11 protein-coding genes are annotated in these 14,152 nt (G+C 73.3%); 6 read left to right on the top strand and 5 right to left on the bottom strand.

Going from position 1 to position 14,152, the window contains the following annotated elements; genetic code table 11:
* Window positions 1-87: 87 nt before the first annotated feature.
* On the top strand, window positions 88-2,517 hold the full coding sequence (locus ACWC9R_RS25785) for a transglutaminase family protein (protein ID WP_450734922.1): 2,430 nt from the start codon (window positions 88-90) through the stop codon (window positions 2,515-2,517).
* 375 nt (window positions 2,518-2,892) lie between these two features.
* Here ACWC9R_RS25785 and ACWC9R_RS25780 read toward each other — a convergent pair whose 3' ends face one another.
* From ACWC9R_RS25780 to ACWC9R_RS25770, 3 genes are all read right to left on the bottom strand, one after another.
* Window positions 2,893-3,306 (bottom strand): DUF3040 domain-containing protein, encoded by a 414-nt coding sequence (locus tag ACWC9R_RS25780; protein WP_362601521.1) that lies wholly within the window; start codon window positions 3,304-3,306, stop codon window positions 2,893-2,895.
* 259 nt (window positions 3,307-3,565) lie between these two features.
* Window positions 3,566-4,321, bottom strand: coding sequence for a methyltransferase (locus ACWC9R_RS25775; protein ID WP_362601519.1), 756 nt, complete (start codon window positions 4,319-4,321; stop codon window positions 3,566-3,568).
* A 230-nt stretch (window positions 4,322-4,551) separates the two neighbouring features.
* The gene (locus ACWC9R_RS25770) at window positions 4,552-5,043 is read right to left on the bottom strand and encodes an SAV_6107 family HEPN domain-containing protein (protein WP_362601516.1); all 492 of its coding nucleotides are present in this window, start codon (window positions 5,041-5,043) and stop codon (window positions 4,552-4,554) included.
* A gap of 229 nt (window positions 5,044-5,272) precedes the next feature.
* On the opposite strand from ACWC9R_RS25770, the gene ACWC9R_RS25765 reads away from it, so the two are divergent.
* The 5 genes from ACWC9R_RS25765 to ACWC9R_RS25745 all read left to right on the top strand — a co-directional run bounded on the left by ACWC9R_RS25765 (window position 5,273) and on the right by ACWC9R_RS25745 (window position 11,518).
* A complete protein-coding gene (locus ACWC9R_RS25765) occupies window positions 5,273-6,097 on the top strand; it encodes an ATP-binding cassette domain-containing protein (protein WP_450734920.1) in 825 nt (274 codons plus the stop codon).
* Window positions 6,069-8,276: a YhgE/Pip family protein gene (locus ACWC9R_RS25760; RefSeq protein WP_450734918.1), complete on the top strand. Its 2,208-nt coding sequence runs from the start codon at window positions 6,069-6,071 to the stop codon at window positions 8,274-8,276. The genes ACWC9R_RS25765 and ACWC9R_RS25760 overlap by 29 nt, the downstream gene beginning before the upstream one ends.
* A 33-nt stretch (window positions 8,277-8,309) precedes the next feature.
* Entirely contained in the window at window positions 8,310-8,927 is a 618-nt protein-coding gene (locus ACWC9R_RS25755; protein WP_450734916.1) for a TetR/AcrR family transcriptional regulator, read from the top strand.
* A gap of 359 nt (window positions 8,928-9,286) precedes the next feature.
* Window positions 9,287-9,907: a DUF4126 domain-containing protein gene (locus ACWC9R_RS25750; RefSeq protein ID WP_450734914.1), complete on the top strand. Its 621-nt coding sequence runs from the start codon at window positions 9,287-9,289 to the stop codon at window positions 9,905-9,907.
* Window positions 9,908-10,000: 93 nt separating this feature from the next.
* Window positions 10,001-11,518 (top strand): phytoene desaturase family protein, encoded by a 1,518-nt coding sequence (locus tag ACWC9R_RS25745; protein WP_450734912.1) that lies wholly within the window; start codon window positions 10,001-10,003, stop codon window positions 11,516-11,518.
* 196 nt (window positions 11,519-11,714) lie between these two features.
* Here ACWC9R_RS25745 and ACWC9R_RS25740 read toward each other — a convergent pair whose 3' ends face one another.
* Both ACWC9R_RS25740 and metF read right to left on the bottom strand, forming a co-directional pair.
* Window positions 11,715-12,908, bottom strand: coding sequence for a hypothetical protein (locus tag ACWC9R_RS25740; RefSeq protein ID WP_450734910.1), 1,194 nt, complete (start codon window positions 12,906-12,908; stop codon window positions 11,715-11,717).
* A 37-nt stretch (window positions 12,909-12,945) separates the two neighbouring features.
* The gene (metF, locus tag ACWC9R_RS25735; RefSeq protein ID WP_168478691.1) at window positions 12,946-13,863 is read right to left on the bottom strand and encodes a methylenetetrahydrofolate reductase [NAD(P)H]; all 918 of its coding nucleotides are present in this window, start codon (window positions 13,861-13,863) and stop codon (window positions 12,946-12,948) included.
* Window positions 13,864-14,152: the final 289 nt, after the last annotated feature.

The raw sequence follows: 14,152 nt of genomic DNA, 5'->3' as shown, positions 1-14,152 counted from the left end.
ACGGCCGGCAGCGCGGTGCCCCCGCGACCGGACCAGCGGCCGGCGCGGGCCCTGCCCCGGCGGCCCCGAGCGAAGTGAGGCACAGGCATGAGCGGCCGGGCGCGGCTGGCGCTGTGTGCGGCGGTGGCCACCCTGTGTGCCGCCGGCGCGCTGCTGCCGCTGGTGGAACCGATCAGCTGGCTGATCGAGGCGGCGGCCCTGCTGGCCGTCGTGACGGGGGTGGGCGCGGCCGCCCGCCGGGCGCCGCTGGCCGGACCGCTGGTCATCGGCGCACAGCTGCTGGCCGGGGTGCTGCTGATGACCCTGCTCTTCACGCCGGGCGAGGCGATCCTCGGCATCCTGCCGGGCCCGGACGCGATCGCGGAGTTCGGCCGGCTGGTGGAGGCCGGCGTACGGGACGTCGGCCGGTACGCCACCCCGGCCCCGGTCACCCCCGGTATCCGGCTGCTGCTGGTCGCCGGGGTGCTGCTGATCGGCCTGATCGTGGACGCGCTGGCGGTCACGTACCGCAGTGCGGCGCCCGCCGGGCTGCCGCTGCTCGCGCTGTACTCGGTGGCGGCGGGGCTGTCCCAGGGCGGTGCGGGCTGGCTGCGGTTCCTGATCGCGGCAGCCGGCTATCTGCTGCTCCTGCTGGCCGAGGGCCGTGACCGCCTCTCCCAGTGGGGCCGGGTGTTCGGCGGGGGCGGCACAACGGGCGGGCCGGAGCGCCGGGCGGGCTTCGCCGCCCTCGGCGGCACGGCCCTGGCCCCGGTCCGTACGGGCCGCAGGATCGGCGCGCTGGTCCTCGGGATCGCCCTGGCGGTGCCCGCCCTGCTGCCGTCCCTCGGCGGCGGGCTGTTCGGCGGCTCCGGCAGCGGTGGGGGCCCCGGCGGCGGAGGCGGCACGATCTCCGCGGTGAACCCCCTGGTGTCGCTGCAGGACAGCCTCAACCAGCCCGAGGACAAGGAAGTCCTCAACTACCGCACGACCGCCGCCGACACCCGCGATCTGTATCTGCGGATCGTCGCCCTCGACCAGTTCGACGGCACGACCTGGAAGCCGTCCGAGCGCACGGTCACGGACGTCCCCGACCGGCTGCCGGAGCCGCCCGGCCTCAGCCCCACGGTCGACCTCAACCGCGTCAACACCTCGATCTCGACCGCCGAGTGGTACGCGCAGAACTGGCTGCCGCTCCCCTACCCGGCGTCCAAGGTGGACATCTCCGGGCGCTGGCGCTTCGAGCCCAAGGGCCGCACGCTCGTCGGGGACCGCGGACAGAACACCCGCGGCCTGCAGTACCAGGTCGAGAGCATCCAGGTGCGGCCCACCTCCCAGCAGCTGGCCGCCGCCCCCGCACCCCCCTCCGGGCTGCTGCGCGAGTACACCAAGGTCCCGCGCTCGCTGCCGGAGGTCGTCCGGAGCACCGCACGGCAGGTCACCCGCGGCGCCCCGACCACGTACGCCAAGGCAGTCAAGCTCCAGGACTGGTTCGCGCTCAACGGCGGCTTCAGCTACAACACGGACGTCCGGGCGGGCAGCGGTGCCGAGGCCATCGCGCGGTTCCTGCGGCAGAAGGAGGGCTTCTGCGTCCACTTCTCGTTCTCGATGGCGGCGATGGCCCGGACGCTGGGCATCCCGGCCCGGGTGGCGGTCGGCTTCACCCCCGGCACCAAGCAGCCCGACGGCACGACCTCGGTCGGCCTCAAGGACGCGCACGCCTGGCCGGAGCTGTACTTCCAGGGCATCGGCTGGACCCGCTTCGAACCGACCCCGAGCCGCGGCAGCATCCCGGACTACGCCTACCCCGACGCCCCGGACACGCCCGGCCGGGAGAACCCGGCCCCCGAGCCCTCCCGGTCCACGGCCCCCTCGGACCGCCCGTCGGCGGACCCGTCCTGTGGCCCCGATGAGCGGCGGTCCGGGTCCGGTACGGCCTGTGTCACGCTGCCCGCGGAGTCCGGCACCCAGCCGCCGGGCGACGGCTCGTCCCCCTGGGCCCTGGTCGCCATGGCACCGGCCGCGCTGCTCGTCCTGCTGCTGCCCGCGAGCCCGCTGCTGTGGCGCCTGCGCATACGCTCCGGACGGCTGGCGGCCCCGGACGGCGACACGGCGGCGGCCACCCTCGCCGCCTGGCGGGAGCTGCTGGACACCGCCTGGGACTTCGGCATCCTGCCGGACGAGTCACTGCCCCCCCGCAAGGCCGCCGAGCGGATCGTCCGCCTCGCGGCTCTGCCACCGGAGCCCGCCGCGGCCGCCCGCAGAGTCGCCACGGCGGTCGAGCAGGTCCTGTACGCCCCGCAACCGCGGCCGGTGTCCGGGCTCGCTCCGGACGTGGAGCAGGTGCGGGCCGGGCTGATGGCCGGCGCCGGCCGTGGTCTGCGGCTGCGGGCCCAGCTCGCCCCGCGCTCCGCGGCCCGGCTCCGCTGGGCCTGGTCGGCCCGCTGGGCGGCGCTGACGCTCCGGTGCCGTACCAGCCGCCCGGTGGCCGCGGCCCGGCGCGCACTGGCCGCCGTCCGGCCGGGGCCACGGGGGGTCTGACCGCACGGCACGAAAGTGTGCCGGGGCCGCCCGGCAAGATCGGGCGGCCCCGGCACACAGGGTCTTGCAGCACCGTTGGAGAACACGGCCGTGCCCCGAAGGTGCGGGAAATCGGCGGCGAAACCTCAGGCCCGCCCCGGCCCGCCGGAGGGCGAACTGCGGGCCGGAAACGGCGAACTGGAACGGCGGAAACTCAGCCCATTCGTCGAGAAGCGGCGGGAAAGCGTGAGGCACAGCGCTGCGCGGCGCAACTGGAAGGAAAAGGGAAAAGCGAAAGCGGCGAAAAGAACGTCTCCCGGGGCGCGCTGAACACGCTCAGGAAGACGCTCTCGACGGGTTCGTTTGCCAATTCACGGTCCGCCGCCCGGTCGTGGCTCAGTGGCCCTGTTGTTCGTCCCGGCGTCGCTGCCAGCGGTCCTCGATACGGTTCATCATCGAGCGCCGCTGCCTGGCCTGACGGCGTACCTGGGCAGCCGTGCCACCTCCGGAACCCGCACCGGACGGCTGCTCGCCCGGCTTGGGAGCCTTGCGCCAGCCGGTGACCGCCAGCACGGCGCAGCCGAGCATGACGAGGAAGCCCACCACGCTGATCCAGATCTGCTGCGCGACCATGCCGGCCATGAGCAGGGCGATACCCACCAGGAAGCCCGCGACCGCTTGGTAGACCCGTCGCCGGGTGTACGTACGCAGCCCGCTTCCCTCAAGCGCTGTCGCGAACTTGGGATCTTCGGCGTACAGCGCTCGCTCCATTTGCTCGAGCATGCGCTGCTCGTGCTCCGAGAGCGGCACGGAGTCCTCCTACTCGTCGGTCGCGGGGGGCGACCGGGGTGCGACCCTTTCAGGATAGGCAGGGAATCGCCCCCGTGAAACCCGCCCCTCGACGCCAGTTCACCGTCCGGGCCGCCACGGGGACCGGTGGTGATGCTGGCTGCATTCCCCACCCGCCGGTCCGTCATGCCGGAACGTCGTACCCCGATCATACGGGGCGAAGGGGCTGATCGGGTGGTCTGTGGCCGACTGCACGCGGTAGTCGCGTGAGCCGCGTGGGTCAGTCGCGCTCGGCGAGGACGTGCAGCTGGGTGGCCACCGAGTGGAAGGCGGGCTGTTCGGCGGCGGCCGCCTCGAGCTTCAGCAGGGCTTCCATGGCGCCCGGCTCGGTGTCGACGAGCACCCCGGGGACCAGGTCGGCGAAGACCCGTACGCCGTGGACCGCGCCGACCTGCAGGCCGGTGGCGGACACCAGCTCGGTGAGCTGGTCGGCGGTGAAGCGGCGCGGCACCGGGTCGCCCTCGCCCCAGCGTCCGGCCGGGTCGGTGAGGGCCTGGCGCGCCTCGTTGAAGTGGCCCGCGAGGGCGCGCGCGAGGACGGCGCCGCCCAGGCCGGCCGCGAGCAGGCTGAGGGTGCCGGCCGGGCGCAGCGCGTCGACGGCGTTGCGGACGCCCTCGGCCGGGTCGTCGACGTACTCCAGCACGCCGTGGCAGAGCACGGCGTCGTAGCCGCCGCGCTCGACGACGTCGAACAGGCCGTGGGCGTCACCCTGGACCGCCCGCACCCGGTCGGCGACGCCGGCCTCCGCGGCGCGGCGTTCCAGGGCGAAGAGGGCGTTGGGGCTGGGGTCGACGACCGTGACGCGGTGACCGAGGCGGGCGACCGGCACGGCGAAGTTGCCGGTGCCGCCGCCGGTGTCGAGGACGTCCAGGGCGTCGCGGCCGGCGGCCTTGACCCTGCGCTCCAGGGCGTCCTTGAGGACCTCCCAGACCACGGCGGTACGAAGGGATGCGCGCGGGCGCAGCGGGTCAGACACGGCGGGTGGCTCCTCGGCGGGGGCATGAACGTCTAGGCGTCCACCACCCTATTCCGTCCCGAGCCGTCCGCCGCCTGCAGAGGCAGCCGTGACGCGTGTGGCGCTCGGCGGGAGGGCGGAGGAGGCGGTGGGGGCGGGTGTCCGCTGTTGCGCTCTCCCCCTTCTCCCCCGGGCCCCCGCCCCCACCCACCCCGCTCCCCCTCCGCCGGCTCACCCGGCTCAGCCGCTGTTCATCCCGTCCGCTCCCGCTGGGGCGGCAGGGAGGGCTGGAGGAGCAGCATCCGCTCCACCAGGCGCAGGAACATGGCCACGTCCCTCAGGAGATCGTCGGCGTCCCGACGGCTCGCGGCGCCCGCTATACCGGCCTCGGCCTTGGCGCGGCGGGCGGCGCCGGCGGCGAACAGGGCGCTCCACTCGGCCAGTTCGGGAGCGACCTCGGGCAGCACCTCCCAGGCACTGCGGATACGCTGCCTGCGGCGCAGGGTCGTCTCCGGCCGGCCGCGGACGGCGAGGACGGCGGCGGCGGTGCGCAGCGCGGCCAGATGGGCGGTGGCGAACCGCTCGTTGGGGGTTTCGAGGGTCTGGGCGTCGTCGAGGCCCTGCTGGGCCTGGGCGAGCAGGTCGAGTGCGGCGGGTGGTGCGGCCGACCGCCGCAGGACGGGGTGGACATCGCTCGGGGGACCGTACGCAGCGGAGCTGCCCCCGGTGGGACGAGCTGCCATGACGAACCTCCTGTCGTCGCATGCCGGTTCGGGACCGAATGCCGATTCGGACCGGATGCAGCCATCGTGACGTACGCCACTGACAATCGGCACTGACCTGCACTTTCGTCAGAAGGGGGCGGATGTGCGCGCGGATTGGCGAGAACGGGTTCGCGCCATCCCCTTGCGGAACGGGGTGCGGGGTGCGGATACTTTTTTGAACTGACCAGTCAGTTCAAGGGAGGGGATCGTGGACAGCACCCCGCACGGGGCGGCGGTCACGGCCGCGGGATTCGGGGTCAAGGGCCCCCGCGGATGGGCGTTCCGGGACATCGGCTTCACCGCCGGACCCGGCTCACTGATCGCCGTACAGGGCCCTTCGGGCTCGGGCCGTACGTGTCTGCTGCTCGCGCTCACCGGCCGGATGAAGACCGCCGCGGGCACCGCCGAGGTCGGCGGGCTGCCGCTGCCGAAGAGGAAGGCCGCGGTCCGGTCCGTCACCGCGCTCGCCCATGTGCCGGGGGTCGCCGAGCTGGACCCGGCGCTCACCGTGGGCGAGCATCTGCGTGAACGCGCCCTGTTGCAGGGCCGGTTCGGCGGTTCGCTGCGGGCGCTGCTGCGGCCGCGGCACGAGCGCAGGGCCGCGGCCCGCGCCCTGGTGGACAGCGCGCTGGCGGCGGCCGGCCTCGATCCGGAGTCGCTGCCCAAGGGGGTGCGTACGTCCGTCCGCGACCTGGAACGGCTGGAGGCGCTGCGGCTGTCGGTGGCGCTCGCGCTGATCGGCGGCCCTCGGCTGCTGGCCGTCGACGACACCGATCTGAAGCTGTCCGACGAGGAGCGCGGCGCGGCCTGGACGATGCTGCGCGGCCTCGCGGCGGCCGGCACCACGGTGCTCGCGGTGTGCAGCGAGCCGCCGGAGGGCGACGAGGACGTGGTGCTGGTGCGTACGGGCGGCCGCCCCGAACCGACCGCCCCCGAGGACGTGCCCGGCACCTCCCCCGCCACCACGGACGGCGAGGACGGGGACGACGAGGAGGGGGCGGCCGATGCGCTCGCCGAAACTGGCCGCGCTTGAGCTGAGGCGGTTCGGGAGGGGCAAGATGCCGCGCGCCGCGCTGGCCGCACTCCTGTTGTTGCCGCTGCTGTACGGCGCGCTCTACCTGTGGTCGTTCTGGGACCCGTACGGGCGGCTGGACAAGATCCCGGTCGCTCTGGTCAACGAGGACACCGGCGCGGCCGTCGACGGGAAGCGGGTCTCGGCGGGCGACAGCATCGTCTCCGGGCTGCGGGACAGCCACACCTTCGACTGGCGGCCGGTGGACGCCAAGGAGGCCGCACGCGGCGTCGAGGACGGCTCGTACTACCTGTCGCTGTCCATCCCGAAGGACTTCAGCCGGCGGATCGCCTCCAGCTCCGGGGACCGTCCGGAGACCGGCGCCCTCAAGGTGCGGACGAACGACGCGAACAACTACATCGTCGGGCAGATCTCCCGGACGGTGTTCTCCGAGGTGCGCTCCGCGGCCTCCACGAAGTCGGCGCGCACCTTCCTCGACAAGATCTTCGTCTCGTTCTCGACGCTGCACGGCAAAACCGAACAGGCCGCGAACGGCGCCGACCGGCTCGAGGACGGCATCGGGCAGGCCCGGCACGGCACGGGCAAGCTGGCCGACGGCCTGGGCACCGCCAAAGACGGCAGCGGCAAGCTGGTCTCCGGTCTGGGTGACCTCGACGCGGGCGCGGGGCGGCTCTCCCGGGGCAGCTCCGATCTCGCCCGGGGAGCCGGGACCGCGGCCCGGGGCTCGCGCCAACTGGCCGACGGTTCGGGGCAGGTGGCGCAGGGCACCCAGCAGCTGGCCGACAAGGTCAACGGAGTCGTCGGCAAGGTGGGGCCGTTCGTCCGGGCGCACGGCAAGGAGATCGGTGAGGTGGCGCGGCTCGTCGCCGACGGTTCGCAGGCGATCCGTGACCACCTGGACAAGCTCCCCGCCGCGGCCTCCACGGGGGCGAAGCTCTCCCGGGGGATGTCCGACCACCTGTCCTCCTACTACCGGCTGCGCTGTGAGGGCGGGATACGGCTCGACACGTCCTGCGCGGAGCTGAAGCGGCTCACGGCGGAGGCGGCCACCGCGGCGGACAAGGCCGAGGAGGTCAGCGGGTACGTCCACGACCAGAAGAACCTCGACCAGCTGGACCGGGACCTGGGCACGCTGCACTCCCTGGCGGACGAGCTGGCGCGGCGCGGGCCCACGCTGGGCGCCGACATGGACGCCGCGGTCAAGAAGATCAACGCGCTGAACGACGGGGCGCACAAGGTGTCCGAGGGGGCGCGCAAACTGTCCGCCGGCAACGCCCGGCTGGCCGACGGCGCGGACGAGCTCAACGACGGTGCGCACCGGCTGCACGACGGTACGGGCCGCGCCGCGGACGGGATCGGCGACCTCGACTCCGGTGTGGGCCGGCTCAAGGACGGCGCGCAGACACTGAACGGCGGCATGTTCAAGCTCTCGGACGGCTCACAGAAGCTGGCCGGCGGGCTGCACGACGGGGCGAAGCAGATCCCCGACTACGGCAGGAAGGACCGCGACGCGCGCACCCTGGTCATGTCCGACCCGGTGCAGCTGTCCTCGGACGCCGCGCACAAGGCGCCCAACTACGGCACCGGGTTCGCCCCGTACTTCATCCCGCTGTCCCTGTGGGTCGGCGCCATGGTGGCGTACATGCTGATCCAGCCGCTCAACCGGCGGGCGCTGGCGATGGGCGCGGCCTCCTGGCGGGTGGCGCTGTCCGGCTGGCTGCCGGTGTTCGGTGTGGGGGTGCTGCAGACCGCGGCGCTGATGTCCGTACTGCACTTCGGGCTCGGTCTGGAGATGGTGCGGGCGGGCGGCACGATCGGCTTTCTCGTCCTGGTCACGGCGTGTTTCTCGGCGCTGGTGCAGTGGCTGAACGCGCAGTTCGGACCGGCCGGGCGGATCTTGGTGCTGGCGCTGCTGATGCTCCAGCTGACCTCGGCGGGCGGCACCTACCCGGTGCAGACCAGTCCCGGCTTCTTCGCCGCCATCCACCCGTATCTGCCGATGAGTTACATCGTGGAGGGGCTGCGCCGGCTCATCACGGGCGGTGATCTCGCGCCCGTGTGGCAGGGCGGTGTGGTGCTGCCGGCGTTCACCGCGGGGGCGCTGGCGCTGACGTCCCTGACGGCGCGCGGCCGCCAGGTGGTGCGGATGAGGGATCTCCATCCGGAACTGAGCCTGTGAGCGCACACCCGCCCGGGGCGGCACAATCGCCCCATGGACAGCTCCACTACACGCCGCGACGCGACCCGGCGCAAGCTCTTCGAGGCCGCGGTCACGCTCATCGCCGAACAGGGATTCTCCTCCACCACGGTGGACGAGATCGCCGAGCGGGCGGGTGTCGCGAAGGGCACCGTCTACTACAACTTCGCGAGCAAGAACGTGCTCTTCGAAGAGCTGCTGCGGCACGGCATCGAGATGCTGGCGACCTCGTTGCAGGAGGCCGCGGAGGAGACGGCCCGCCGGGGCGGCAGCCGGGTCGACGCGCTGGACGCGATGATCCGGGCCGGGCTGGACTTCATCTCCCGTTACCCCGCGCTCACCCAGCTCTACGTCGCGGAGCTGTGGCGCACCAACCGGGCCTGGCAGTCGACGCTGATGGTGGTGCGGCAGCGGGCCATCACGGTGGTGGAGGACGTGCTGCGGGAGGCGGTCGCCCGTGAGGAGCTGAGCGAGGAGATCGACATCCCGCTGACCGCCTCGGCGCTGTTCGGGATGGTCCTGGTGGCCGCCCTGGACTGGCAGTCGTACCAGCCGGACCGTTCGATCGACGAGGTGCACGCGGCGCTGTCGCGGCTGCTCCAGGGGCGGATCAGCGGCCGGCCCTCGCAGTGACGGAAACGCTCCCGGAAACGGCGGGAGAGTGCGCGCCGTAGTGGTCGGGTACGCCGCGCACCCCATGTCGTTCCCCCTGGGCACGCGCAGAAAAGTGCGCTGCCCTGGCACGGATCGTTCCCCCATCGATCCGACCAGGACAGCGCTTCCCCCGTGCTCCCCCGTGTTCCCCCGTCACGTCCGGGAGCCGCGCCGCTCCGCCGCCCCGTGTCGGCGGTGCGGCGCCGCTTCCCTTCCGTGGTCCCCACTCTTCCGTCCGGGGGGGCTCCGGCCCATCCGCGTACCTACTCATCTCGGCGTCTGAGTACGGATACTCAAAGCTGAGCACCGGCCCCCAGCCGGGGCCTACGATCTGCGGCGTGTCCGTACTTCCCTTGGTGTTCACCAGTGGCTGGGCGAGCGGGATCAACGCCTATGCCGTCGTCCTGCTCTTCGGGCTGCTCGGCGCGGCGGGCCTCACCGACGAGGTGCCCGCCGCGCTGCAGCGCCCGGACGTGCTGATCGTGGCCGGGGTGCTGTTCGTGGCCGAGGCCGTCGCCGACAAGGTCCCGTACGTGGACTCGGTCTGGGACGCCGTGCACACGGTGGTCCGGCCGGTCGCGGGCGGTGTGGTGGCGGCGCTGCTGGCCGGCCACGACGGGTCGCTGCCCGAGCTGGCGGCGGGCGCGGTGGGCGGCTCCACGGCGCTGCTGAGCCATCTGGTCAAGGCGGGCACGCGGATCGCGGTCAACACCTCGCCGGAGCCGGCCAGCAACATCGTGCTGAGCCTGGCCGAGGATCTGGGCGTCGCGGGGCTCATCGCCCTCGCCGTGTTCCACCCGGTGGCCGCCGCGGTCATCGCGGGGACCCTGCTGGCCGCGGGGATCGCGGTGGTGGTGTTCCTGTGGTCGCGCATCCGCCGGTTCCTCCAGCGGCGGCGGCAGCGGCGTACGGAGAAGCGGCTCGCCACGGCGGGCGGTGCGGCGCCTCCGGTGACCTGACGGCGGGCTCCCGCCGGTGGCGTGCGGCCGGCGGCGGGCCCGTGCTCCACGGCCGTGCGGGCGTTGTCAGTGGGTCCGGATAAAGTCGCAGGCATGGCACGGATTGCGGTGATCGGCGCCGGGATGGGCGCGATGGCGGCCGCTGCCCGGCTGGCCGTCGCGGGCCACCGGGTGGCGGTGTTCGAGCGTGACGCGACGTATGGCGGCGCGGTGCGGCGGCTGGCACGGGACGGCTTCGCCTTCGACACGGGCCCCGGACTGCTGCATCTGCCGGCCGTCTACCGCGATCTGTTCCTCAAGACCGGACGGGAGCCGCTGGAGAGCTGTGTCGACCTGTCCCAGGTCGACCCCGCCGCCCGCCATGTCTTCGCCGACGGCACCGCCGTCTCGCTGCCGAACGCCTCGCGGGCCGGCGTGCTGGCGGCCCTGGACGAGGCGCTGGGCGCGGGCTCCGGGGAGCGCTGGAGCGACCTGGTGGGCCGCGCCCGCGACGCCTGGGACGCCACCCGCCGGCCGCTCCTGGAGGAGCCGCTGTGGCAGGACTGGCGGGTGCTGGGGCGCGATCCGTATCCGGCGGTCCGCAGGCGCGGCCTGTTCGGCCGGGGCAAGGGGCCCACCACCGCCACCCTCGCCGAGGTGGCCCGCCGCGAGCTGGCCGATCCCCGGCTGATCGCGCTGCTGGAGAGCCATGCGCTGGCGTACGGCTTCGACCCGCGCAGCGCCCCGGCGAGCGCCGTCGTGCTGCCGTACATGGAGCAGACCTTCGGCAGTTGGTATCCGCGCGGCGGGATGCGGGCGCTGGCCGAGGCGCTGTACGAGCGCTGTGTGGCGCGCGGGGTGGAGTTCGGTTTCGGCGCGGCGGTGACCGGGATCGTGGAGAAGGACGGCCGGGCGGCGGGCGTGGAGCTGGCCGACGGCCGGGTGTCCGAGGCGGAGTTCGTGGTCGCGGGCGTCGACCCGGTGCGGCTCGTGGAGCTCTGCCGGGGGCGGGAGCCGTGGGGTGCGGAGGATGTCCGCCCCGCCCTGGGGCCGGGTGACCGCGCCACCGCACGGCTCACGGTCTGCCTCGCGCTGCGCGGGGCGCGCCCCGGGGACGCCGCTCACCGGACGGTGGTCCATGCCGCTGACCGCACGGCCGAGTTGGAGGGCGTGTTCGGCGACGGGTGCGGTCTGCGGACCCCCTGCGAGCGGCCCACGGTGACGGTGCTGCGCCCGGACGACCCGGCCACACGGCCCGACGACGCCCATGAGGCCGTGACCCTGACGGCGACGGTGGCTCCGCCCGGCCCGGTCGACTGGTCCGACGGGGAGGCCCTCGCGGCCGACGCGGACCGGATGACCGAGGTCGCCGAGGCCGCGGTTCCCGGGCTGCGGGAGCGGGTGCTGTGGCGGGAGGTGCTGCCGCCGGCGGATGAGGCACTGGTGCCGGGTCCGGCGCTGGCGGGCCGGGAGGGCCGGTTCCTGCGCCCCGGCAACCGCACCCGGATACCGGGGCTCTACGCGGTCGGCGGCTGGTCGCACCCGGGCGGCGGGCCGGCCCATGCCGGGATGTCCGGTGCGATCGTCGCGGGCCTGATCGTGAACGGCGACGACTGGCACGGCTCCACGTGACGCACCACGGGAGTTGAGGGCCCCCGGCAGGCCGGGGCACCACTACAGCTGGGCAACGGCCTTGTGTGCGCCGCCACTTGCTGTGGAGGCCCGTCGGCCCGTCGTATGCGAGGGGACCACAGCGGCCGCGGGACCCGGCTCCGGCGCCCGTCCGGTCCACCCCGCCCGGCCGTCGCGTCACGGCCCGGCCGTCGGCTCAGTAGCGGTACTGCTGCCCGTCGTAGCCCGGCTGCTGGTAGGGCGGGTAGGGCTGCTCGGGCGGGAGGTCGCCGTCACGCTGCTGGGGGACCCAGACGCCGCCGGGCGGGGTCTCCCCGTAGCCCTGGCCCGGGTACTGGCCCAGCGGCTGCCCCTGGGCGTCGTACTGCTGCGCCGCGTAGGGCGGTTGGGCGTAGGGGTCGGGCTGCTGGTACGGGTCGTAGGCGTACGGCTGGGTGCCGAGGTAGGGGTCGGCGTAGGGCGCCTGCCCGCCCTGGCCCGCGGCGTCGCCGTATCCCGCGTAGGGGTCGGCGTAGGGGTCCTGCGCGGCCGGGCCCTGGCCGTAATTCCCGTCGTACGCATAGCCGTTGCCGTTGGCGGCGGCGCCGTTGTAGGCGTCGTAGCCGTAGCCGTCCTGCTGACCGCGGGCATCGGGGCTGTAGACGCCGTACTGGCCGGTCTCCTCGGGCATCGGCTGCGGGGCGTAGACCGCGGCGGCTTCGGCCCGTGTGTAGTCGCCCTGGACGGCGAACGCCTGCGTCGCGTACGGGTCCTGGTCCTGCTGCGGCTGGTAGGGGTCCTGGCCGCGGTAGCCGTCGTCGGGGGTGTAGGGGTAGCCGCCGGGCCCGCCGTAGGAGCCCTGCCCGACGAAGGTCTCCTGGGCGGCGAAGGCCTCCTGCCCCGCGGTGGTCTGCTGCTGCGCGGCGAAGGTGTCCTGGGGGGTGAACACGTCCTGCCCGGCGGCGGTTTCCTGCGCGGCGAAGACGTCGCGGCTCTGGAAGCCGCCGGTGCTCTCGAAGGTGTCCGGGCCGCCGTCGGGGACCGGGCCGCTGCCGCCGGTGGGCGGTACCGCCTCCAGTCCGGAGACCTGGAGGGTGGGTTCCGCTGCCGCCGGGCCGGACGGGCGGGCCCGTCGGCGCCGGCTGTCGCCGGACTTGCCGACGCCCAGCGCCCAGCCGGTGGTGAAGCCGCGGCGGAAGGAGAGCGTGACCTGCGTCTGCCCGATGGCGAAGGCGATCAGGCCCAGCCCGATCACGATCACCGAGGGGATGACCACGCCGATGACCACACCGAGGAAGCCGGAGAAGGCGAGCAGCCGCCAGCGCAGCCGTGCCTTGTTCTGGAGCAGCACCTCACCGAGCAACCACAGGGCGACCAGACCGAACGCGATGTAGAGGATCGTCCAGCCCATATACGCCCCTCTTCCGCCGCCTCGCCGGCCACCGTGATCAGGACTGCTGGTGCAGCCCCAGATTCTCGTAGATTTCCAGGGTCGCCGTGGAGTGGTTCAGGGTAATGAAGTGCAACCCGGGAACATCCTCGGCCATCAAGCGTGCGCACAGTTCCGTTGCGTACTCGATCCCAATGGAGCGTACCGCCGCGGGGTCGTCCTTGACGGCCAGGATGCGCTCGGCCAGCTCGGGCGGGAACGCCGCGTTGCTGAGCTGAGCGAACCGTTCGATCTGGCGCACGTTCGTCACCGGCATGATCTCCGGAATGATCGGCGTGGAGCAACCCGCCGCCGTGACCCGGTCCCGGAGCCGGAAGTAGTCCTCCGGGTAGAAGAACATCTGGGTGATGGCGAAGTCCGCACCGGCCCGGCACTTGGCGACGAAGTGTGCCACATCGGTGTCCCAGTCCGTCGAGCGCGGATGCATCTCGGGGAAGGCCGCGACACCGACGCAGAAGTCGCCGGACTCCTTGATCAGCCGGACCAGGTCGGCCGCGTAGTCGACGCCGTCGGGGTGCCGGACCCAGTCGCCCATCGGGTCGCCGGGCGGGTCCCCACGCAGCGCGAGCATGTTGCGAATTCCGGCGTCGGCGTACTGGCCGATGATGTTGCGCAGGTCCGCGGTGGAGTGGTTGACGGCGGTCAGGTGGGCGACCGGGGTGAGGGTGGTGTCGGTGGCGATGCGCTCGGTGGCGCGCACCGTGCCGTCACGGGAGGTGCCACCGGCGCCGTACGTCACGGAGACAAACGTCGGGGAGACGGCCTCGATCCGACGAATGGCGTTCCACAGGGTCCGCTCACCCTTCTCGGTCTTCGGGGCGGCGAACTCGAACGAATAGGACTGCTTGCCGGAAGCGAGCAGTTCGCGCACCGTGTGCGCACGATCAGTCCTGGTGGAAGCTGTACCTAGGGCCATACCGGCAGGTTAACCAGCGGCGGGGCGCGCACCAACCGTCTTCGGCGTAATGCCTGGTTGGTCGGGTTCGTGTCCACTGGCTGGACATTTTCCGGTGGCCCGGACGACGGAGAACCGCCGCCCGCGCGCAAGCCGCACGCCGTGACGTGATTCCGGTCACCCCGGGCACCTCGGCCCCGGGCGGAGGCGTGCGCCTAGGCAGTTTCGTTTGGATCAGCTGGTCGTTGGTCTGGGTGTGCCGTTAACAGATGCGCAGTGGGCGCGGATCGAGCCGTTGCTTCCGGACCGG

It is taken from the genome of Streptomyces sp. NPDC001219, assembly GCF_053597915.1.
The sequence above is the reverse complement of the archived record's forward strand: the minus strand, read 5'-3'. Positions and strand labels throughout refer to the sequence as shown.